The 19,184-nt window shown below is 76.1% G+C and carries 22 protein-coding genes; 14 read left to right on the top strand and 8 right to left on the bottom strand.

Translation table 11 applies throughout. From position 1 onward, the window contains the following. Nucleotides 1-19 precede the first annotated feature (19 nt). The 4 genes from ACIQVD_RS23555 (at nucleotide 20) to ACIQVD_RS23540 (ending at nucleotide 3,131) form a co-directional block, all read left to right on the top strand. Entirely contained in the window at nucleotides 20-508 is a 489-nt protein-coding gene (locus tag ACIQVD_RS23555; protein WP_033251964.1) for an SseB family protein, read from the top strand. 147 nt (nucleotides 509-655) lie between these two features. Continuing rightward, complete coding sequence (locus tag ACIQVD_RS23550; protein WP_402291584.1) at nucleotides 656-1,615, top strand: pirin family protein; 960 nt, start codon at nucleotides 656-658, stop codon at nucleotides 1,613-1,615. 250 nt (nucleotides 1,616-1,865) lie between these two features. After that, nucleotides 1,866-2,390 carry an excalibur calcium-binding domain-containing protein gene (locus ACIQVD_RS23545; protein ID WP_400691596.1) on the top strand — a complete coding sequence of 175 codons (525 nt, stop codon included), beginning with the start codon at nucleotides 1,866-1,868 and terminating at the stop codon, nucleotides 2,388-2,390. Between the two features lie 84 nt (nucleotides 2,391-2,474). Next, on the top strand, nucleotides 2,475-3,131 hold the full coding sequence (locus ACIQVD_RS23540; RefSeq protein WP_402291582.1) for a class I SAM-dependent methyltransferase: 657 nt from the start codon (nucleotides 2,475-2,477) through the stop codon (nucleotides 3,129-3,131). A gap of 12 nt (nucleotides 3,132-3,143) precedes the next feature. Here the strand turns inward: ACIQVD_RS23540 and ACIQVD_RS23535 are convergent, their stop codons facing one another. Continuing rightward, nucleotides 3,144-3,959 carry a hypothetical protein gene (locus ACIQVD_RS23535; RefSeq protein WP_402291580.1) on the bottom strand — a complete coding sequence of 272 codons (816 nt, stop codon included), beginning with the start codon at nucleotides 3,957-3,959 and terminating at the stop codon, nucleotides 3,144-3,146. Nucleotides 3,960-4,218: 259 nt separating this feature from the next. Between ACIQVD_RS23535 and ACIQVD_RS23530 the strand changes: the two genes are divergently transcribed. After that, the gene (locus ACIQVD_RS23530; protein ID WP_402291578.1) at nucleotides 4,219-4,767 is read left to right on the top strand and encodes a 1,4-alpha-glucan branching protein; all 549 of its coding nucleotides are present in this window, start codon (nucleotides 4,219-4,221) and stop codon (nucleotides 4,765-4,767) included. A 7-nt stretch (nucleotides 4,768-4,774) separates the two neighbouring features. On the opposite strand, the gene ACIQVD_RS23525 is transcribed toward ACIQVD_RS23530, so the two are convergent. After that, nucleotides 4,775-5,596, bottom strand: a complete 822-nt coding sequence (locus ACIQVD_RS23525) for an integrase (protein WP_402291576.1) — start codon at nucleotides 5,594-5,596, stop codon at nucleotides 4,775-4,777. A gap of 143 nt (nucleotides 5,597-5,739) precedes the next feature. Here ACIQVD_RS23525 and ACIQVD_RS23520 point away from each other — a divergent pair, with 143 nt between their 5' ends. Together ACIQVD_RS23520 and ACIQVD_RS23515 are read left to right on the top strand one after the other, a co-directional pair. Further along, complete coding sequence (locus tag ACIQVD_RS23520; protein WP_282202074.1) at nucleotides 5,740-5,871, top strand: hypothetical protein; 132 nt, start codon at nucleotides 5,740-5,742, stop codon at nucleotides 5,869-5,871. Between the two features lie 88 nt (nucleotides 5,872-5,959). After that, complete coding sequence (locus ACIQVD_RS23515; protein ID WP_400691582.1) at nucleotides 5,960-6,184, top strand: DUF5302 domain-containing protein; 225 nt, start codon at nucleotides 5,960-5,962, stop codon at nucleotides 6,182-6,184. A gap of 83 nt (nucleotides 6,185-6,267) precedes the next feature. On the opposite strand, the gene ACIQVD_RS23510 is transcribed toward ACIQVD_RS23515, so the two are convergent. The 6 genes from ACIQVD_RS23510 to ACIQVD_RS23485 form a co-directional block, all read right to left on the bottom strand. Beyond that, nucleotides 6,268-7,170 (bottom strand): alpha/beta fold hydrolase, encoded by a 903-nt coding sequence (locus ACIQVD_RS23510; RefSeq protein WP_402291573.1) that lies wholly within the window; start codon nucleotides 7,168-7,170, stop codon nucleotides 6,268-6,270. A 121-nt stretch (nucleotides 7,171-7,291) separates the two neighbouring features. Continuing rightward, nucleotides 7,292-7,948, bottom strand: a complete 657-nt coding sequence (locus ACIQVD_RS23505; RefSeq protein WP_402291683.1) for a TetR/AcrR family transcriptional regulator — start codon at nucleotides 7,946-7,948, stop codon at nucleotides 7,292-7,294. A 109-nt stretch (nucleotides 7,949-8,057) separates the two neighbouring features. Beyond that, nucleotides 8,058-8,291, bottom strand: coding sequence for a hypothetical protein (locus tag ACIQVD_RS23500; protein WP_159073119.1), 234 nt, complete (start codon nucleotides 8,289-8,291; stop codon nucleotides 8,058-8,060). An 87-nt stretch (nucleotides 8,292-8,378) separates the two neighbouring features. Then, nucleotides 8,379-8,768 carry a YciI family protein gene (locus ACIQVD_RS23495; RefSeq protein ID WP_402291682.1) on the bottom strand — a complete coding sequence of 130 codons (390 nt, stop codon included), beginning with the start codon at nucleotides 8,766-8,768 and terminating at the stop codon, nucleotides 8,379-8,381. 124 nt (nucleotides 8,769-8,892) lie between these two features. After that, nucleotides 8,893-10,131, bottom strand: coding sequence for an MFS transporter (locus tag ACIQVD_RS23490; RefSeq protein WP_402291571.1), 1,239 nt, complete (start codon nucleotides 10,129-10,131; stop codon nucleotides 8,893-8,895). 158 nt (nucleotides 10,132-10,289) lie between these two features. Beyond that, nucleotides 10,290-10,967: an ATP-binding protein gene (locus tag ACIQVD_RS23485; protein ID WP_402291569.1), complete on the bottom strand. Its 678-nt coding sequence runs from the start codon at nucleotides 10,965-10,967 to the stop codon at nucleotides 10,290-10,292. A 230-nt stretch (nucleotides 10,968-11,197) separates the two neighbouring features. Here ACIQVD_RS23485 and ACIQVD_RS23480 point away from each other — a divergent pair, with 230 nt between their 5' ends. The 7 genes from ACIQVD_RS23480 to pheA all read left to right on the top strand — a co-directional run bounded on the left by ACIQVD_RS23480 (nucleotide 11,198) and on the right by pheA (nucleotide 18,580). Next, nucleotides 11,198-12,025: a hypothetical protein gene (locus ACIQVD_RS23480; RefSeq protein WP_400691571.1), complete on the top strand. Its 828-nt coding sequence runs from the start codon at nucleotides 11,198-11,200 to the stop codon at nucleotides 12,023-12,025. A 141-nt stretch (nucleotides 12,026-12,166) separates the two neighbouring features. Next, nucleotides 12,167-12,895, top strand: coding sequence for a YcnI family protein (locus tag ACIQVD_RS23475; RefSeq protein WP_402291567.1), 729 nt, complete (start codon nucleotides 12,167-12,169; stop codon nucleotides 12,893-12,895). 122 nt (nucleotides 12,896-13,017) lie between these two features. Continuing rightward, a complete protein-coding gene (locus ACIQVD_RS23470; protein WP_402291565.1) occupies nucleotides 13,018-13,698 on the top strand; it encodes an SCO family protein in 681 nt (226 codons plus the stop codon). Further along, entirely contained in the window at nucleotides 13,695-14,168 is a 474-nt protein-coding gene (locus ACIQVD_RS23465) for a copper chaperone PCu(A)C (RefSeq protein ID WP_100837118.1), read from the top strand. Before ACIQVD_RS23470 ends, ACIQVD_RS23465 begins: the two co-directional genes overlap by 4 nt. 6 nt (nucleotides 14,169-14,174) lie before the next feature. Further along, nucleotides 14,175-16,220 (top strand): FixH family protein, encoded by a 2,046-nt coding sequence (locus ACIQVD_RS23460; RefSeq protein WP_402291563.1) that lies wholly within the window; start codon nucleotides 14,175-14,177, stop codon nucleotides 16,218-16,220. Beyond that, nucleotides 16,217-17,494 (top strand): iron uptake transporter deferrochelatase/peroxidase subunit, encoded by a 1,278-nt coding sequence (efeB, locus tag ACIQVD_RS23455; protein WP_402291561.1) that lies wholly within the window; start codon nucleotides 16,217-16,219, stop codon nucleotides 17,492-17,494. The genes ACIQVD_RS23460 and efeB overlap by 4 nt, the downstream gene beginning before the upstream one ends. Nucleotides 17,495-17,644: 150 nt before the next feature. Next, entirely contained in the window at nucleotides 17,645-18,580 is a 936-nt protein-coding gene (gene pheA, locus ACIQVD_RS23450) for a prephenate dehydratase (RefSeq protein ID WP_100837121.1), read from the top strand. The last annotated feature ends 604 nt before the right edge of the window (nucleotides 18,581-19,184 follow it).

Below are 19,184 nucleotides of genomic sequence, written 5' to 3'. Positions count from 1 at the left end.
GCCCGATAGCCTTGTCCCCGTGTACGGCTACGAGCAGAGCGCCTACCAGGACCCCTACCAGCAGCAGATGCAGCAGGGGATGTCCGGCATGCCCGGCCCCGGGTACGGCGACCCGCAGGCCGCCCAGCAGTCGCTCTACCCCGAGCCCTCGCCACCCTCGCTCGCGGACGCGGTGCGCGCCTTCACCACCGGCGCGATGCCCGTGGAGGACTTCCAGGCCATCTTCATCACCTCCAAGGTGTACTGCCCGCGCGGCGACCGCCCCGGCTTCCTGGCCCTGCACAACACCCCGACCCCGGTCATCCCGATGTTCAGCTCGCTCAAGGAGCTGAAGCGGTACGCGGGCAAGGAGTCCAAGCACTTCTCGGTGACCGGCGCGGAGATCCTCGACCTGCTGCCCACCGGCTACGGCTTCGCCCTCGACATGGAGGGCGAGCACCGGATGGTCTTCGACGCGCGGGCGGTCGAGCAGATGGTGGACTTCACCATGCGCCGCATGTACGGCTGACCCCTTCTCCCCTCCCCTTCTCCCCTCCTCCTGCGCCTGCCGCCGGACGGGAATGCGTCCAAGTAGTTCAACGTTCAACCTTGCGAGTGGTTGATGATTGAACTACTGTGGTGGACGTAGGCCACAGACCCGCCTAAGGAGGCCGACATGCCCGCCGTGACCGTCGAGAACCCGCTGACCCTGCCGCGCGTCACCAGCCCCGACCCGGTGCACAGCACCGCCCGGCCGGTCCTCACCGTGGCCACCGCCCCCGAGGGCTACGAGGGCGAGGGCTTCCCCGTCCGCCGGGCCTTCGCCAAGATCAACACCAAGTTCCTCGACCCGTTCATCATGATGGACCAGATGGGCGAGGTCGACTACGAGGCCGGCGAGCCCAAGGGCACCCCCTGGCACCCGCACCGCGGCTTCGAGACGGTCACCTACATCATCGACGGCACCTTCATCCACCGGGACTCGCACGGCGGCGGCGGCGTCATCACCGACGGCGACACCCAGTGGATGACGGCCGGCTCCGGCCTGCTGCACATCGAGACCCCGCCCGAGTCGCTGGTGATGTCCGGCGGCCTCTTCCACGGCCTCCAGCTCTGGGTCAACCTGCCCGCCTCGGACAAGATGATCACCCCGAAGTACCAGGACATCCGCAGCGGCAGCGTCAAGCTGCTCACCTCCGAGGACGGCGGCGCGCTGATCCGCGTCATCGCCGGCGAGGTCGACGGCCACCAGGGCCCCGGCGCCACCCACACCCCCATCACCATGACCCACGTCTCGCTCACCCCCGGCGCCCAGATCACCCTGCCGTGGCGCGCCGACTTCAACGCCCTCGCCTACGGACTGGCCGGCAGCGGCTCCGCCGGCCAGGAGCGGCGGCCGTTCCACACCGGCCAGGCCGTCGTCTTCGGCGACGGCGACAGCCTGACCGTCCGCGCCGACGAGAAGCAAGACTCCCGCTCCGCCACCTTCGAGTTCGTCCTGCTCGGCGGCCTCCCCATCCGCGAGCCCGTCGCCTGGTACGGCCCGTTCGTGATGAACAGCCACCGCGAACTCCAGCAGGCCATGGAGGACTTCCAGGCCGGCCGCCTCGGCACCGTCCCGGCCGACGCCAACTGACCGGTCACCGGCACGACGCCCGCGCGAACCCTCTCCGGAGCGGTTCGCGCGGGCGTCTCCCGTTCCGGACCGAACGGGCCCCGGACGGCTTCCGTTCGGTCACGGCTCCGCCGAACACGGACGGAGCGGCGGTACCGGACGCGATGATGTTCACGTCTCGTCCACATCCGCCCATCCGAGGAACGCGCCAGTGAATCCGTACCGGACCCCCTCGCCCCGATCCGGCCGGCGGACGGCAGGAAACCGCTGGGTGCGGATCGCCCTGCTGGTCTTCCTGCCTCCGGTGGCCGCCGTGATGGTGTGGCGGTCGCGCCGGGTGCACCTCGCGGCCAAGGTGCTGCTGACGGTGTGGTGCCTGTTCATGTCGCTGTTCTGGTTCGCGGTCATCGTCGGCCCGGAGAAGAAGGGCCGCGTCCCCGCGCCCGCGGCCACCACCGCCTCGCCCAGCGCCGCACCCAGCCCCGACGACAGCCCCACGCCGGAACCCGCCACCAGTGCGCCCGAGCCGACGCCGACGCCCGCGTCGACCCCCACCCCGACACCGGAGGTCCCGACGCCCGAGGTCCCGGTGCCGACGCCGACCGTGCCGCCCGCCGCGACGCCCGAGGCGCAGGAGCCCACCCCCGAGCCGGAGCGCACCACCGAGCAGGCGTCGGCGTACTACAAGAACTGCACGGAGGCGAAGGCCGCCGGCGCCGCGCCGCTGCACCGCGGGGACCCCGGCTACCGCTCCGCGCTCGACCGGGACGGCGACGGGATCGCCTGCGAGAAGTAGCCGCGGGGAACCCCGCCGGGCGCGGAACGCGTCCGGCGGGGTGGCGCGCGGGGCGTCCGTGCGGGTGCGGGAAGGGTGGCGGGCGTGGCCGGGGACGACTACCTCAGCGGGACGATCCGGGCGTACGACCGGGACCCGGAGCGCTACGAGCGGGCGACCGCCGGGATGCTTCCGGACGCCGAACTCGACGCGTTCGTCCGGCTGTTGCCCGACCCGGCCGGACGGGTGCTGGACGTCGGCTGCGCCTTCGGGCGGGACACCGGGCTGCTCGCCGCCCGCGGGCTGCGGGCGCGGGGCGTCGACCTGTCGCCCGCGTTCGTGGCCCGGGCCGCGGAGCGCCACCCGGAGCTCGACTTCCGGGTCATGGACGCCCGGCGGCTGGCCTTCCCGGACGGGCACTTCGCGGGCGTCTGGTGCCAGGCCACGCTGCTGCACCTCAAGGACCACGACGTCGGCGCGGCGCTGGCCGGGTTCCGCCGCGTGCTGGCCCCCGGCGGGGCGCTGTTCGCCAGCTTCAAGGAGGGCGAGGGCGAGGAGGAGGTCTTCGAGCGCTTCAGCAGCGACGCCTCCCGCTTCTACCGCTACCAGTCCGCGGCCCGCGTCACCGCGCTGCTGGAAGCCGCCGGCTTCCGGGTGGTCGCCGTCGAACGCTCCCACGAGGCCGAGCGCTACGGACCCGGCCAGCGCGACCTGACCTGGCTGCACGCCTTCGCCACCGCCCCCGCCCCGGACGGGGGCTGACCGGGCGTCGGGTCAGTCCTGGGCGGGGGGTCGGGCCCGGAGCTGTTCGAGTGCGGCGAGGGCGGCGGCGCCCGCCTCGGCCTTGGTGGGCTCGGGTTCGGCGGCGCGCAGGCGGCGCAGGGCCTCGGTGAGGCGGTCCGCGGCGCCGCGGAGCTGGGCGGCGCGTTCGGCGTGCAGGCCGGTCATCGGGTCCTCGACGACGGTGACCGGGATGCCGCGTTCGCGGGCGGCGGCGAGGACCGCCTCGCCCGCCTCCGGGATCAGGGTGAGCGCGGAGGCCGCGAACAGGCCGCCGGCCAGGTTCTTCGGGCGGCCGAGCAGGTTCTTGGCGACGATCTCGCAGGGCAGCGGGCGCTCCTGCCGCTCGGCGGTGGCGGTCGCCGCCAGCGCGACCGTGAGCAGCGCCTCGGCGGCCCTGGTGACCAGCCACCTGCGGCCCGGGACGGGCGGCAGGAACTCGCGGATCCGGTCCACCTCGCGGTCGACCACCACGTCCGGCAGCAGGTCGACGGTGCTGTGGCAGCGGATCTCCAGCACCTTGTCCCAGGCGGCCGACTCCCCGTCGAAGCCGACCTGCTCCGGCCCGACCGCGACCTGGCCGAGCCCGTCCAGCAGGTGCAGCAGCCGCACCGCCGGGCCCGGGACGCGCGGGAGCCGCCCGACCAGCCCGGCGAGCGAGACCTCCCACTCCTGCGTCGGCGGCGTCCCCGGCTTCGGGTGCGTCTCCAGTGCCCGCCGGGCCCAGTCCGTCCCCACCCTGGTCCGGACCGAGGCCAGCGCCGCCCCGGCCCGCCGCCCGGCGTCCTCGCCGACCCGCCTGATCCCCATGCCGGTCCCTCCCCGTGGCCCGCCGGTCCGCTGCACCCGCCACGCTACCGGCCGGGGGCGCGCGGGACGGGGGGTCGGCGGCGGAAGGGCACGGGAGGAGGAAGAGGGAGAGGGCGGGGAGCCCTGGGCGGGAGGCGCTGCGGAGCGGGCGGCCGGGGCGCGGGCGGCGCGGGTGGCGGCGGGCGGGAAATGGCGGCCCGGGGCGGGGCGGGGGTTCGTAGGGTGGGGGTGACGTTGACCGCAGGACCGGGAGGACGGCATGGCGACGATTCACCGCACCACCTTGGAGCCGGGCAAGTTGGAGCTGCTGGCGAAGTGGCTGCCGGAGCAGGAGTGGTTCCGTCCGGGGGGCGGGGAGCTGGTGCGGGCCGGGGGGTTCCGGCTGGACGATCCGGCGGGGGAGGTGGGGATCGAGCTGATGGTGGTGACGGACGGCCGGGACGCCTACCTGGTGCCGATGGCGTACCGGGGCGCGCCGCTGGAGGGGGCGCCGGCCGGGGCGTTGATCGGGGTCTCGGAGCACGGGGTGCTGGGGACGCGCTGGTTCTACGACGGGGCTCAGGACCCCTTGGTGCGCGAGGAGTTGGCCCGGCTGCTGCGCGGTGAGGCGGTGCCGCAGATGCAGGGCGAGAGCGACGCGGTGGACGGCAGCGTGGCGGTGGCGCCGGTGGCGGGCGAGGTCGTGCCGGTGGTGCGCCGGGTGCTGGAGCCGGCCGGGGAGCCGGTGGCGGGCCAGGTGGTGGCGGGGTACACCGCGCCGGACGGGTCGGCGCTGCGGGCGGTGTTCGTGGCGGACGGCCGGTCCTGACGGGGGTTCAGAGCGCGGCGTAGAGCGCGGCGGCGTCGTCGTGGGCCTTGCTGCGGGGCCAGCGCAGGCAGGCGGCGTCGGAGCGTTCGGCGGCCCGGACCTGGGCGATCAGCTCGGCCGGGCCGTCCTGGGCGAGCAGCCGGAGCGCGTCGGCCCAACTGCCCAGTTCCAGGCGGTCGGTGTAGCGGGCGGCGCCGTCCGAGAGGGCGGCCACGCCGTGCAGGTCGGCGCGGGCGACGGCGCCGGTCTCGGCGTGCGCGGCGGCGTGCGGGGTGGCGGCGGCGATCCACGGGCCGCGGCCGGTGTTGCGGGCGGCCCGGACGGCGATCGCGTACCGCAGGTAGAGCGCGGCGCGTTCGGCGGTGCCCGGGACGGTGGACCAGATCTGCCGGCGCAGCGCCTCGCCGTCGGGGAAGCGCTGGTTGTCGCCGATCACCCGGGGCGGGCCGTCCTTGGGGTGCAGCACCAGCAGGGAGTCGCCGAGCGCCAGGTACTCCAGGGTGTCGCCGCGCAGCCGGGCGGCGACCACCATGGCGGCGGGGGTGGCCGGGTCGGTCAGGTCGCAGGTGCCGTCGTGCAGGGCGGCGGTCTCGGCGATCGCGTCGGCCAGGCAGTCGGCCATCGGGCGGTCGGTCCGGTCGGTGAGCCCGGTCAGCAGGTGGACGCCGAGGCGGCGCACGTACCAGGCGATGCCGTGGGTGCAGCCGGACCGCAGGGTGTCCGGGGCGCTGGAGCCGTCCAGGAGGACCAGGGCCTCCGGGGTGGCGGCCGCGAAGTCCTCGTTGGCCCGGTCGGGGCGGCGCGCGTCGACTGCCAGCTCTACCCGCATGCCCACCAGTCTGCGGCCGGGGCTCGGCCTCGAACAGGGGGACGACCGTGATCGCTCCGCGGAATGATTCGGACATAATGGTACGAAAGTGCGCCAATCAGTCGCAGCGTCCCGGCCTCCGGCCCCGGCAACAGGAGCACCCCATGGTCTGGCAGTTCTTCGTCCTGGTGATCGCCTCGATCGGCTTCCCGGTCCTCACCCTGCTGTTCATGATGGGCGGTCTGGAGTACCGCGAGGACCGCCGGCACGGGCACGGCGCGGCGCGCCAGGGCTGACGGACACCGATATCGGCTGACAGCACCCCCCGTCGGCATGACAGGGTGGGCACTCAGCACACCCGTCTTCCGCCCAGGAGGTCCCCCCATGAGCAGCGACACCGCCCCGGCCGCCGAGCCCTCGCCGGACGCCACCGACGGTGCCGAGGCCGCCGCCCCGGACGACCAGAAGGCCAAGTTCCTGGCCGCGCTCCAGCGCAAGGGCAACGAGAACCGGAACGCCGCCGGCGGTCCCGGCGGCGACTCGAAGATCCACGGCACCCACGGCGCGGCCGGCGGCAAGCGCACCTTCCGCCGCAAGAGCGGCGGCTGAGCGGCCCCCGCCCGGCACCCGGACGGCCGGTCCCGCGCACGGAGCGCGGGGCCGGCCGTCCGGCGTTCCCGACCGGGCCGCGGTCAGGCCGCGGGCGCGGTCGGCGGGACCGGCAGCGGCGCCGGCGCCGGCAGCGGTAGCGGCTCGGCGAGGAAGGCCAGCGCGTTGTCGACCACCGTCGGCTCGGAGAGCACCCGGCGGTGCCCCAGGCCCCGGGTGGTGATCAGGCGCAGCTGCTCCTCGCCGTACGCCGCGCGCAGCAGGTGCGCCTGGCGGAGCGGGACGACCTCGTCGTCCTCGTCGTGCACCACCAGGATCGGCGCGCCGACCCGTTCGGGGCGGTGGGTGGCGTCGAAGCGCCGCCGGACGTCCCCGGCGTCCGGCAGCAGGACGCGTTCGATCCGCCGGGCGAGGTCCGCCTTGAGGCGGTCGTTCAGGCCCAGGCCGGCGGTGAACCCCTCGACCAGGAAGCCGAATTCGGCGACCCCGGCGACGGCGACCAGGCGGCCGACCGGCACGCCCTCGGCCATCGCGAGGAAGGTGCAGCAGACCCCGAAGGAGTGCGCGACGGCGCCCTCGAACGGACCGTGCCGCTCGGCGAGCCGGCCGATCAGCTCGCGGTACTCCAGGATCGTGGTGGCCCGCCCCGCGGAGTCGCCGTGGCCGGGGGCGTCGAAGGCGACCGGGCTCATCCCGAGGTCGAGCAGGCCCCGCACGTACGGCGCGAACCGGGACGCCCGGGACTGCCAGCCGTGCACCAGCAGCACCGGCCGCCGGCCGTCGCCCCAGCGGTAGGCGCGCACCCGCTTGCCGTTCACCGCCAGCTCCTCGGTGGTGGCGCGGTCGTGCAGTTCGCGCTCCGCCGTGCGCACCCGGCTGCGGCGGAGCGGGCGGCGGAAGAGCTCGTAGGCCACTCGGCCCGGCGGGGCGGTGGCGACCAGGGAGGTGGCGTTCAGCGTGGTGCGCAGGAGAGCGGTAGCTGCCATGGGCGAGATGTTAGCACGACCGTTCGTGCAGTTTGATGGGTGAGAAGAAGCCCCGCGCCGGAGCCGGACGGGGCGGTCGCGGGGCGGGGCGGTCGCGGGGCGGGAAGGACGGACCCGCCGGTCAGGCCGCGGGAAAGCCGAGCAGGCGGCGGATGATCCGCGCCGCCCGGTCGTAGCGGGACGGGTCGTCGTGCAGCACCGCGAGGCTGTTCGCGCTCTCCATCAGGGCGGTCAGCAGCAGGGCCAGCTCCGCCGGGTCGGTGCCCGCCGGCAGTTCGCCGGACGCGTCGGCCGCCCGGGCCAGGTCGGCGACCAGGCCCTCCCACTCCAGCGCCGACTCGGCCAGCGCGTCGCGCAGCGGGCCGGGCCGGGCGTCGAACTCGGCCGTCACCGCGTAGAAGAAGCAGCCGCCCGCGAAGACCCGGCCGCGCGAGTAGTCCAGCCAGTGCTCGCACAGCGCCAGCAGCCGGGCCGCCCCCTCCGGGCGCTCCAGCGCCGGGGTGACCACCCGGTCGTAGAAGATCCGCCGGGCCGCCCGGACGGTGGCCAGCTGGAGCTCCTCCTTGGAGCCGAAGCCCGCGAACACGCCGCTCTTGCTCAGCCCCAGGTCCGCCGCCAGCCGCCCGATCGACAGCGCCTCCAGGCCCTCGACCGACGCGATCTGCACCGCCCGGCCGAGCACCGCCCGCCGGGTCTCGTTGCCGCGCTGGACCCGGCCGTCGGTGGAGCGGGCCTCCGGGGAGACCTCGACGGGGACGGTCGCGGCGCGGACGGCCACGGCCGGGACGGTCGCGGCGGGAGCGGCCTTGGTGGAGGGGCTGGCGGCCACGGGAACACCTCCGGCGGGGCGGGTCGGGGACACCCGCCAGCGTACGCCGGGGCGGCCGTCAGCCGGTGTGCTCGTCCGGCAGGTACGGGGTCTCGCGCAGGAAGAGCGCCCCGCAGGTGTGGCAGTTGCGGTCGGGGTCGAGGGTCCAGCGGGTGGCCTCCTCGACGGGGGCGGTGGCGGCGAGCTCCTTGCCGCACAGGGCGATGAGGTCCGCGTTGCGGACGATGTGCCAGCTGACCACGGAGTCCGTGGCACCGTCCGGGCCGGTCTCGGCGCGCATCTGATGCATCATGATCACCATGGTCCGCCGCCCGGACCGCTCCGGCAATTCGTACCCCGGGCGGTACCGCGCCCGGGGCCCTCCCCCGGCGTGCGCGGCTCAGCCCCCGGCCGGGGGCTCCGGCAGCACCTCGCGGACCTCGACCGGCATGTTCATCGGCCTCCCGTCGTGCCCGGGCGCGGCGGAGACCAGGGCCGCGACCTCGACCGCCCGCGCCTCGTCCGCGCAGTCGACGATCCACCAGCCGAACAGGAACTCCTTGTGGTCCGGGAACGGCCCGCCGGTGACGGCGGGCGCCCCGTCGGCGGCCCGCACGATCCGGGCGGTCTCCGGCGCCGCCAGGCCGCGGGCCTCGACCAGTTCGCCGGTGGCGGTCAGGTCGGCCACCGCCCGCCGCATGTACGCGACGTGCGCGGCGACGGCCCCGGCGTCCCAGGTCGGGATCGGCGGGACGGGGGTGTCGTCCTGGCTGAAGTGCAGTTGCAGCATGTACGTCACGGCGGGGCTCCTCGGGGCGCGGCTGGTTCGTCGTCCTCCGTACCAGGGTCGGAGCCGGGACGCCGCTCTCGACGTCCCGGGTCCGCGACGTCCCGGCCGCCGTACCCGCGGGGGCTCAGTCGGTGGCGCGCAGGGCCCGCCAGGCCGCCAGGGTGGCCAGCAGCAGGGCGGTGCCGGAGACGCAGAAGCCGACCCGGGCGCCGACGTGCTGGGCCACGAAGGTGACGGCGAGTCCGGTGAAGGGGAGGGTGCCGGTCATCGCGCTGCCCCACAGCGACATCACCCGGCCGCGCATCCCGGGGGCGGAGCGCAGCTGGGCCAGGGTGTTGGCGGTGGCGATGAACCAGATCGAGGTGAGGCCGACGGCGGCCATGCCGATCACCGCGACGAAGGCGTTGGGCGACAGCGCGGTGCCGAGGACGGCGACGGAGGTGGTCAGCGCCAGGGTGCGCACCCGGCGCGGGGTGGGTTCGGGCGCGGAGGCGGCGAGCAGCGCGCCGGGCAGGCCGCCGATCCCGAACGCGGCCATCAGCAGGCCGTACCCGCCGCCGCCCATCTGCAGGGAGCGGCTGACCAGCGGCGGGAGGGTGAGGTTCATCGCGAAGATCAGGCCGCTGGCCGCGGACATCGGCAGCAGGCCGCGGACGATCGGCGAGCGCCGGGCGTAGGCCAGCCCCTCGCGGGCGCTCGCCCGCGGGCCGCGGACGACCTCCCGGCGCGGGCCGCCGTCGGCGGGGCGGAGCTTGATCAGGGCGATCATCGGGGCGGCGTAGGCGAGGCCGTTGAAGGCGAAGCAGAACGCCGGGCCGTTGGTGGCGAGCAGCGCGCCGGCGATGCTGGGGCCGATCACCCGGGAGGCGTTGAGCGCGACCTCCCAGAGGCCGACCGCGCTGGCCACCGAGCCGGCGCCGACCAGGTCGACCACGAAGACCTGGCGGGCCGGGGAGTCGACGGTCGCGATCAGCCCGGTGCAGGTGGCGAGCGCCAGCAGCACCCACAGGTGGACGCCGCCGACGGCGGTGAGCAGGGCCAGGGTCAGGCCGACGGCCATCATCAGGCCCTGGGTGAGCAGCAGCAGGCGGCGCCGGTCGGAGCGGTCGACCAGGGCGCCGGCCCACGGGCCGAGGACCAGCGTCGGGCCCCAGGTGCAGGCCGTCAGGACGGTCAACCAGACGGCGTTGTGGGTGAGTTCGAAGATCAGCCAGGACAGTGCGACGCCCTGCGCGAGGGTGCCGGACGCGGACGTCAGCTGGCCGTAGAACCAGATGCGGAAGTCCCGCCCCTGGAGGGCCTGACCCATCCGGGACAGCGCGCGACGAGGTGCGGAGAACGGCTCCGCGGCAGTGGTGGTCATGGTCCCTCCGGTGGCCGGTCTAGACCTTAACCGGAGTTCCGGGGCGCTCGGCCAACGGGTTTCGGGCCGTGGGACGGGCCCCGCGTCGGCCGGACGGGGCCGCAGCGGAAGCGGGGCTCGGCGGCGGTGCGCGGCGGCGGGACGGGCCGGACGGGCCCTCAGGAGGCGGTGCGCAGCAGCGGGGCGGTCGGGCGCGGGGTGAGGATCTTGTCGAAGCTCACGGTGGCGCCGCGCAGCGGGTGGGTGCGCAGCTGGACGCGGTCGGCCAGGGCGTGGATCAGGAACAGGCCGCGGCCGCACTCGGCGTCCAGGTCGGGGACGGTGTCGGCGACCGGGGCCGGCAGCGCGGGGCGCAGCGGGGGCAGCACGTGGGTGTCGTAGGGGGCGGGGCGGTCCGCGGCGGGACGGCGGACGGCGAGCACCCGGGCCGGGACGGAGGCCCGGCCGCGGCGGGTGCGGCAGCGCGGGCCGGGCCGGTCGGCGGCGGGGCGGCGCGGCGCGGCCGGGCGCGGGCCGGGGCGCTCGGCGGCCACGGGCGCGGCGGCGGACGCGGCGGGGGCGGGGGCGGACACGGCGGGGGCGGCCGGGCAGGCGTTGGCGACCTCGATCCGCAGCAGGTCGCCGCTGAGCGAGGCGGTGACCTGGAAGGTGTCCCCGGGGTGGGCGGGAACGGCGTGCTCGACCGCGTTGGCGCACGCCTCGGTGAGGGCCAGTCCGAGGTCGAAGGCGATCTGCGGGTCGACTCCGGCGGAGTCCATGGCGCCGAGCAGGATGCGGCGGGCGAGCGGCACGCTGGCCGGGTCGCGCTTGAGGTGCAGAGTCCACCAGATGTCCACGGGAGATCCCTCCTGGCTGCGGCTCCACATACAACTAGCTATCTCCTCGGCCGTGCGCGGTGAACCGTCCGCACGAGCGAAGCCCGCCCGTTCGGCGGATGGACCGGCCCCGCCGGGTGTGCCGATCAGCGCGTGGCCGGGTGAGTGCGCCGGGCGGTTTCCCGCCATTCGCGACGGGTTGCCGACCCTGCCCCGGTAGCGGGTGTAGGCGGTGAGATGATGGCCCGGCCATGACCGACCCCACCGCCGCCGCCCGCCGGGCCGCCGCCGCGCCCGCTGGACGGGTGCCGACGGCCGCCTGGGACCTGCGGCTGCTGCGGGCGGTGCCGTTCGCGCTGGTGTGCACGCTGGTGGCGGCCTTCGGGCACGTCCGGGCGGGCGGCGCGGTGGCACCCGACACGCTGGTGCTGGGGTTCGCCGCGGTGTGCGCGGTGGCGGCGCTGGCCGGCGGGCGGGAACGCCCGCTGGGGGCGATCGCGGCCGGGCTGGGCACCGGGCAACTGGGCCTGCACCTGCTGTTCCACTCCTTCGGGAGCGGGCTGGGCGGCGGTCGGGCGATGGCGCACGCGCAGATGGCCGGAAACGGCTCCATGGACCCGCTGGCGGTCGCCGCGGGCCGGCTGCTGTGCGACGACACGCCCGGCAACGGGCTGACCGTCGTCCCGCTGGACACCACGCCGGAACAGGTGGTGAGCGCCGCGGGCCTGGACCCGCAGGCGGTGGTCGCCGCCGCCGCGCCGCACGCGTCCGGCTGGCTGGGGCTGACCCCCGGCATGCTGCTGGGGCACCTGGCGGCGGCGCTGGTCGCGGGCTGGTGGCTGCGGCGCGGCGAGGCCGCGCTGTGGCGGCTGGTGCGGACGGCCGCGCTGACCGCCCGGGAGTGGGCGGCGCCGGTGCGCCGCGCGGTGGCGCTGCTGTCGGCGCTGCTGCTGGGCGCCGAGCGCCCGGCCGCGCCGCGCCGGGCCGGGCGTCCGGAGGACTGGCCGCTGCCGGTGGCGGCGGTGCTGCGGCACAGCCTGCCGCGCCGGGGACCGCCCGCGGTGGCGTTCGCGCGCTGACCGGGCCCGGGGGAACCGGGGCTCGGGCGCGCGCCGCTGCCGCCGTGCCCGCGCCCTGAGCGGGCCGGCCGAGTCTCCCGCACCTCCCCCACCGGGCCGACGCGCACCGCCGCGCGGCCCCTCTCCCTCAGGAGTCCCCTGATGCGTTCGCTTCCCGCCCGTCGTTCCCTCGGCGCGCTCGTAGTGACGGCCGGCGCCCTGCTGGCGTCCGCCGTGCCCGCCTTCGCCCACGTCACCGTCCAGCCCGGCAGTGTCCAGCAGGGCGGCTACAGCGCCGTGGCGTTCCGGGTGCCGAACGAGAGCGACACCGCCTCCACCGTGAAGGTCGAGGTCAACCTGCCGCTGGACCACCCGATGGCCTCGGTGCGCACCCAGCCGGTCCCGGGCTGGACCGCCGTCCTGGAGAAGTCGAAGCTCGACAAGCCGCTGGACTCGCACGGCCAGCAGATCACCGAGGCCGTCTCGAAGATCACCTGGACCGCCAACGAGGGCACCAAGATCGCGCCCGGGCAGTACCAGGACTTCGCGGTCTCGCTCGGCGCGCTGCCGACCGACGCCGACACGCTGGTCTTCAAGGCGCTCCAGACGTACGACAACGGCGACGTGGTCCGCTGGATCGAGGAGGCCAAGGACGGGCAGCCCGAACCGTCCAAGCCCGCCCCGGCGCTGAAGCTGACCAAGGCCGCGGGCGCCACCGCCGCGGCCGCCGACCAGCACTCGGCGGACTCCACCGGCCAGCAGGAGGCCGCGTCCGGCGCGAAGTCCTCCGACTCGACCGCCCGCACGCTGGGCGTGGTCGGCATCGTGGTCGGCGTGGTCGGCGCGGCGCTCGGCGCGGCCGGGCTGCGCCGCCGTTCCGCGCAGTCCTGACGCCCCGCCGGGGCGGGGCCGCCGCACGTCCGGCGGCCCCGCTCCGGCCCCTCGCCGCACCCGGCGCCGCCGCGCGCCCGCTCCCGCGCACCACCCGCTCCCCGCACGAACAGGAAAGTCCCTTGGTCTCCCTCCGCCGCACCCGCCCCCGGCTCCTGTCCGCCGCCGCCCTCGTCCTGGGCGCCTCGCTCGCGCTGTCCGCCTGCTCCTCGTCCGGAGGAGGCGCGCAGGACACCGGGGCGGCCAAGGTCAGCAGGAAGGCGTCGACCAGCCCGTACCAGGGCACGGTGCTGAGCAAGAACTTCGAGAAGCCGGACCTGGTGCTGGACGACACCTCCGGGCAGCCGTACGACCTGCGGGCGCGGACCGCGGGCAGGACGGTGCTGCTGTTCTTCGGGTACACCAGCTGCCCGGACGTCTGCCCGACCACGATGGGCGACATCGGCGTGGCGATGTCGAAGCTGACCCCGGAGCAGCGGGCGAAGCTGGCGGTGGTGTTCGTCTCCACCGACCCGGAGCGGGACACCCCGCAGGTGCTGCGGACCTGGCTGGACTCGATGGGCAAGGACTTCGTCGGGATGACCGGCGACCTGGCGAAGGTGAAGGCCGCGGCCAAGCCGCTGGGCATCCTGGTCGAGGACCCGGTGGTGGACGCCAAGGGCGCGGTGACCTCCACCCACGGCGCGCAGGTGCTGGCGTTCCTGCCCGGCGACGACAGGGCGCACCTGCTGTACATGGCGGGCACCTCGATCGACGTCTACCGGCACGACCTGGAGCTGATGGCGAACGGGGTGGCGGTGTGAGCCGGGCGTTCCGGCGCGGCGCGCTGGTCGGGGCGGGGCTGGCCGCCGCCCTGGCGGTGGGCGCGGTCGCGGTGGCGCACCAGTCCGACGGGCCCGGCGGCGCGCCGCGGCTGACCGTCGCGGACCCGTACATACCGCTGCCCGCCACGCCCGACGGGATGGGCGCGGGCTACCTGACGGTCCGCAACAGCGGCGGCGCGGACACCCTGGTGGGGGTGAGCAGCCCGGCCGCCGGGTCGGTGACCATCCACCGCTCGACCGACACCTCGATGGAGCCGGTCGCGGCGATGGACGTGCCGGCCGGCGGCACCCTCGACCTGGCCCGCGGCGGCGCACACCTGATGATCATGGACTGGGCCAGGCGGCCCGCGCTGGGCGACGAGCTGGAACTGGACCTGGAGTTCGCCAAGGCGGGCCGGGTCGTGGTCAAGGTCCCGGTGAAACCGCTGACGTACCGTCCGGGTAGCTGATCGGCGATGGCGACGAGAAGGGGCACGCACGTGGTGACAGGGGCGAGGCGGCGGCTGGGCGCGCTGCTGGCGGTGCTGGTGGCGGCGCTCGGGCTGGTGCTCGGCGGGGCGACGGCCGCGTCCGCGCACGCCAGCCTGGAGGGCACCGACCCGCAGCGGGGCTCGGTGGTGGCCACCGCGCCCGCCGCGGTGACGCTGACCTTCAGCGAGGGCGTCTCGCTGGCCGCGGACTCGGTGCGGGTGCTCGACCCGCGGGGCGAGGCGGTCGACGACGGGAAGCCCGAGCACGTGGACGGCAAGGAGTCGACCGCCCGGGTGGGGCTGCGCCCCGGCCTGGCCGACGGCACCTACACGGTGGCCTGGCGGGCCGTCTCGGAGGACTCGCACCCGGTCGGCGGCGCGTTCACCTTCTCCGTCGGCGCCCCCTCCGACACCTCGGTCAACGCCGCCGCCGTGCAGGGCGCCGAGGCCGACGGCGCGGTCGCCTTCGCCTACGGCACCGCCCGCACCGTCGCCTACCTCGGGTTCGCGCTGCTGGCCGGCGCCGCCGCGTTCGTGATCGCGGTCTGGCCCGGCGGCGCGGCCGTGCGCGGCGTGCAGCGGCTGCTGATGACCGGCTGGATCGGGCTGCTGCTGTCCACCGTCGCCGTGCTGATGCTGCGCGGCCCGTACGAGCGCGGCACCGGCCTCGGGCAGTCCTTCGACCTGTCGCTGGTGCGCGCCACCCTGGACGAGCGGATCGGCACCGCGCTCGCCGCCCGGCTGCTGCTGCTCGCCGCCGCGGGCGTCTTCCTGTCGCTGCTGGTCGGCCAGTTGGGGGTGCAGCAGCCGAAGCCCGCCACCGCCCCGGAACCCGAGGACCCCGAGGACCCCGAGGACGAGGAGGAGGCGGAGCTGCGCCGGCTGGAGCGGGCCGCCGCCGAGCGCCCGCAGCGCGACACCCGGCTCGGCCTCGGCCTGGCCGGGCTCGCCCTCGCCCTGGCGCTCTCCGCGACCTGGGTCGGCGCCGACCACTCCTCGGTCGGCATCCAGGTCGCCCTCGCGCTGCCGCTGGCCGCCCTGCACCTGCTGGCGATGGCCGGCTGGCTCGGCGGCCTGGCCGTGCTGGCCGTCGGCCTGCGCCACGGCCTGCCCGCCGCCGCCGTCGAGCGCTTCTCCAGGCTGGCGTTCTGGCTGGTCGCGGTGCTCGTGGCCACCGGCGTCTACCAGTCCTGGCGCGGCCTCGGCTCGTGGAGCGCGCTGGTCGACACCTCGTACGGGCGGCTGCTGCTGGTCAAGGTGGGCTGCGTGGCCGCGATGCTCGGCGTGGCCTGGATCTCCCGCGCCTGGACGGCCCGGCTGCGCACCGCCGACGAGACGCCGTCCGTCGCGGCGGACGGCGGGCCCGCCGACCCGGCTGCGGTGGACGCCGAGCCGGTGGACGCCGAGCCGGTGAGGGCCGCGGTCGGCGGCGGCGACCCGGAGCGGGCCGCCCAGCTCGCCCGGCAGCGGGCGCTGCGGGTGCGCGCCCGGGGCGAGCGGGCCGGCGGGGGCTCCCCGGCCCGGTCCGGGCTGCGGCGCAGCGTGGTGGTGGAGACCTCGGTGGCCGTGCTGGTCCTGGTGGTCACCACCCTGCTCACCAACTCCCCGCCCGGACGCGTCGCCCGGGCCGCCGCCGACGCGCCCGCGACCGCCCCCTCCGCCGGGGCCCCGGCGGCGCCCGGGCGGACCGAGGAGCTCAAGCTCCCGTACGACACCGGCGGCCGCACGCCCAACGCCAAGGGCACCGCGACCGTCACCGTCGACCCGGTCGGCACCGGCCCGAACGCGGTCACCCTCAAGCTCACCGACTCCGCCGGGCAGCCGGCCGAAGTCCCGGAGCTGGAGCTGGCGTTCACCCTCCCCGACCGCGACCTCGGCCCGCTCCCCGTCACCCTCCAGCCGCAGGGCGCCGGCAGTTGGAGCGGCACCGCGCAGCTCCCGCTGGGCGGGGTGTGGGTGGTGTCGGTGACCGTCCGCTCCTCCGACATCGACCAGGTGACGGCCACCCAGCAGCTCAAGGTCGGCCAGTGAGCACCGCCGAGCGGCCGGGCACCGCCGAGCGGCCGCCCGCCGCCGCGCCGGGGGCGGCGCGGGGGCCGTCCCGGCGGGCGGTGCTCGGCGGGGCCGGGGCCGGGCTCGCGGTGGGCGCGGCCGGCGGGGCGTGGGGCGGCCGGGCCTCGGCGCAGGCCCCGGCGGCGGGTGCCGGGGCCGCGCCGGGCGGGGCCCGGGTGCCGTTCCACGGGGCGCGGCAGGGCGGGATCGTCGAACCGGCCCAGGCCCGGGTCGAGTGGGCGGCGTTCGACCTGCTGTCCAGCACCCGCCGGGACGGGCTGGCCGCGCTGCTGCGCGGCTGGTCGGCGGCGGCGGCCCGGATGGCCGCGGGCGAGCCCGCCGCGGAGGGCGAGAACCAGATCGCGCTGGACGCCGGGCCCAGCTCGCTGACCGTCACCTTCGGCTTCGGCGCCACCCTGTTCGACAAGGCCGGGCTGGCCGACCGCCGCCCCGAGGCGCTGGCCGCGCTGCCCGCCTTCCCCGGCGACGCGCTGGACCCGGCCCGCTCCGACGGCGACCTGTGGGTGCAGGTCGGCGCCGACGACGCCCTGGTCGCGGTGCACGCGCTGCGGGTGCTGGTGCGGCTGGCCACCGGGCTGGCCGCGCCGCGCTGGCTGATGTCCGGCTTCGCCCGGACGCCCGGCGCGACCCCGCACCCGATGACCGGCCGCAACCTGATGGGCCAGGTCGACGGCACCAACAACCCGCGCCCGCAGGACGAGGGCTTCGCCGCCACCGTGTTCGCCACCGGCCCGGACTGGATGGCCGGCGGCAGCTACGCCGTGCTGCGCCGGATCAGGATGCTGCTGGAGGGCTGGGACACCCTGCCGCTGGAGCGCCAGGAGCGGATCGTCGGCCGCCGCAAGAGCGACGGCGCCCCGCTGTCCGGCGGGCCGGACGCCGTCGAGCGCACCCCCGTCGACCTGGCCGCCACCCACCCGGACGGCACCCTGGCGATCGCCCCCGACGCGCACGTCCGGGTCGCCGCGGCGGCCTCCAACGGCGGGGCGGCGATGCTGCGCCGCGGCTTCTCCTTCCACGACGGCCTGCTGCCGGACGGCTCCCCCGACGCCGGGCTGCTGTTCGCCGCGTACCAGGCCGACCCGGCGCGCGGCTTCGTGCCGGTGCAGCAGCGGCTGGCGCGCGGCGACGGCCTCTCCCGCTACCTGCGGCACGAGGCGTCCGCGCTGTTCGCGGTGCCGCCGGGCGCGCCCGAGGGCGGGTACGTGGGGCAGCCGCTGCTGGAGGGCTGAGCCCGCCGGGGGCGCGGGCCGCCGCCCGGGGGGAGCCGGGCCGGCTGCCCGGAGTGCGGAACGGGGCCGGGCGGGGCGGCGGAAGTGGCTAGGGTGAAGGCGGATCGGCCTTCGGGCCGCGCAACACTCGCTGCTCGTTCGGAGGCGGTCATGTCGGCGACCCGTTACACCTACCTCGGGCCCGCGGGCACGTTCACCGAGGCCGCCCTGCGCACCCTGCCGGAGGCCGGGACGCGGGAGCTGACGCCGATGGCGTCGGTGTCGGCGGCGCTGGACGCGGTGCGGGCGGGCGAGGCCGCGGGCGCGATGGTGGCGATCGAGAACTCGGTGGACGGCGCGGTCACCACCACCAGCGACGAGCTGATCAACGGCAGCCCGCTGATGATCTACCGCGAGGTGCTGCTCCCGATCTCGTTCGCGGTGCTGGTGCGGCCGGGCACGGCGCTGTCGGACGTGAAGACGGTCAGCGGCCACCCGGTGGCCCAGCCGCAGGTGCGGCACTGGCTGGCCGCGCACCTGCCGGACGCGCAGTGGGAGTCGGCGGCGTCCAACGCGGAGGCGGCCCGGCTGGTCCAGGACGGCCGCTACGACGCGGCGGTGGCGGGGGCGTTCGCCGCCGAGCTGTACGGGCTGGAGGTGCTGTCCGACGAGATCCACGACGCGGCGGCGCCGACCACCCGGTTCGTGCTGGCGGGCCGTCCCGGGCGGGTGTCCTCGGCGACCGGCTGGGACAAGACCTCGATGGTGGTGTGGCTGCCGGAGGACCACCCGGGCGCGCTGCTGGAGCTGCTCCAGGAGTTCGCGGTGCGCGGGATCAACCTGATGCGGATCGAGTCCCGGCCGACCGGCGAGGGCATGGGCAACTACTGCTTCCTGATCGACTGCGAGGGGCACCTCAGCGAGCGACGGGTCAGCGAGGCGCTGATGGGCCTGAAGCGGATCTGCCCGCAGGTGCGCTTCCTCGGCTCCTACCCGCGGGCCGACCAGGGCACCTCCGCGCCGCTGCGGGCCGGCACCTCGGACCTGGATTTCGCGAACGCCGCGGACTGGCTGTCGCGCTGCCTGGACGGGCGCGGGGAGCTCTGAGCGCGCCCCCCGGCGCGGGGGTGCGATTCCGGCCGGACGGGACGGTACGCCGTCCCGTCCCGTTCATTTCCGACCTGCCCGCACGTCACCTGCCCGGCCGAGCGCCGTTCACCGGCGGTGCGACCGGGCGCCGCGCGGGCCGGGGCGGGCGGGGCGGTTCATCCACAGGGCGGCGGTCGGCGTCCACAGGGGCGGTTGTCCCCAGCTGACGGGCAGTTATCCACAGGGCCCGGCGCGAGTCGACAAACCGGTAAAGAAACCCCCAGTACCGGTCAGATCATCTACTAGGGGCGCGGAGTGGACTTATCGGACCAGAGTCCCCCTCGCGCCGACAAATCACCTGGGCGAGCGAGCGAATTCCCTCACTCGGGAAGCCGAATCGAGGTTTGAAACCTGGAATTCCCGGTTCGGACGCCTGCGGACCTTCGGTTTCCCGCTGTCCACAGGCCCGGCCCGGAACCTGTGGATAACTCGCCCCCGGCAGAGTTGTCCACCGGGGTTATCCACAGGCGGGGCCGGGTTATCCCCAGGCCGGGCGGGGCCGCCCCGGCCCCCTCCCCCGGCGGCCCGGGGCAGGATGCCGCATTTCCTGCCGGAAGGCCAC

This window comes from Kitasatospora sp. NPDC090308 (assembly GCF_044769485.1).
GTDB lineage: Bacteria > Actinomycetota > Actinomycetes > Streptomycetales > Streptomycetaceae > Kitasatospora > Kitasatospora fiedleri.
Note: the sequence above shows the minus strand (reverse complement) of the source record. Positions and strands in the feature narration are given on the sequence as shown.

Coding starts and splice junctions, on each gene's coding strand:
- ACIQVD_RS23495 (WP_402291682.1), bottom strand. CDS start 8,768: ATGCTGCAACTGCACTTCAGCCAGGACGACACCCCCGTCCCGCCGATC.
- ACIQVD_RS23515 (WP_400691582.1), top strand. CDS start 5,960: ATGAGCAGCGACACCGCCCCGGCCGCCGAGCCCTCGCCGGACGCCACC.
- ACIQVD_RS23520 (WP_282202074.1), top strand. CDS start 5,740: ATGGTCTGGCAGTTCTTCGTCCTGGTGATCGCCTCGATCGGCTTCCCG.
- ACIQVD_RS23490 (WP_402291571.1), bottom strand. CDS start 10,131: ATGACCACCACTGCCGCGGAGCCGTTCTCCGCACCTCGTCGCGCGCTG.
- pheA (WP_100837121.1), top strand. CDS start 17,645: ATGTCGGCGACCCGTTACACCTACCTCGGGCCCGCGGGCACGTTCACC.
- ACIQVD_RS23525 (WP_402291576.1), bottom strand. CDS start 5,596: ATGCGGGTAGAGCTGGCAGTCGACGCGCGCCGCCCCGACCGGGCCAAC.
- ACIQVD_RS23480 (WP_400691571.1), top strand. CDS start 11,198: ATGACCGACCCCACCGCCGCCGCCCGCCGGGCCGCCGCCGCGCCCGCT.
- ACIQVD_RS23475 (WP_402291567.1), top strand. CDS start 12,167: ATGCGTTCGCTTCCCGCCCGTCGTTCCCTCGGCGCGCTCGTAGTGACG.
- ACIQVD_RS23510 (WP_402291573.1), bottom strand. CDS start 7,170: ATGGCAGCTACCGCTCTCCTGCGCACCACGCTGAACGCCACCTCCCTG.
- ACIQVD_RS23535 (WP_402291580.1), bottom strand. CDS start 3,959: ATGGGGATCAGGCGGGTCGGCGAGGACGCCGGGCGGCGGGCCGGGGCG.
- ACIQVD_RS23460 (WP_402291563.1), top strand. CDS start 14,175: ATGGCGACGAGAAGGGGCACGCACGTGGTGACAGGGGCGAGGCGGCGG.
- ACIQVD_RS23550 (WP_402291584.1), top strand. CDS start 656: ATGCCCGCCGTGACCGTCGAGAACCCGCTGACCCTGCCGCGCGTCACC.
- ACIQVD_RS23530 (WP_402291578.1), top strand. CDS start 4,219: ATGGCGACGATTCACCGCACCACCTTGGAGCCGGGCAAGTTGGAGCTG.
- ACIQVD_RS23500 (WP_159073119.1), bottom strand. CDS start 8,291: ATGATGCATCAGATGCGCGCCGAGACCGGCCCGGACGGTGCCACGGAC.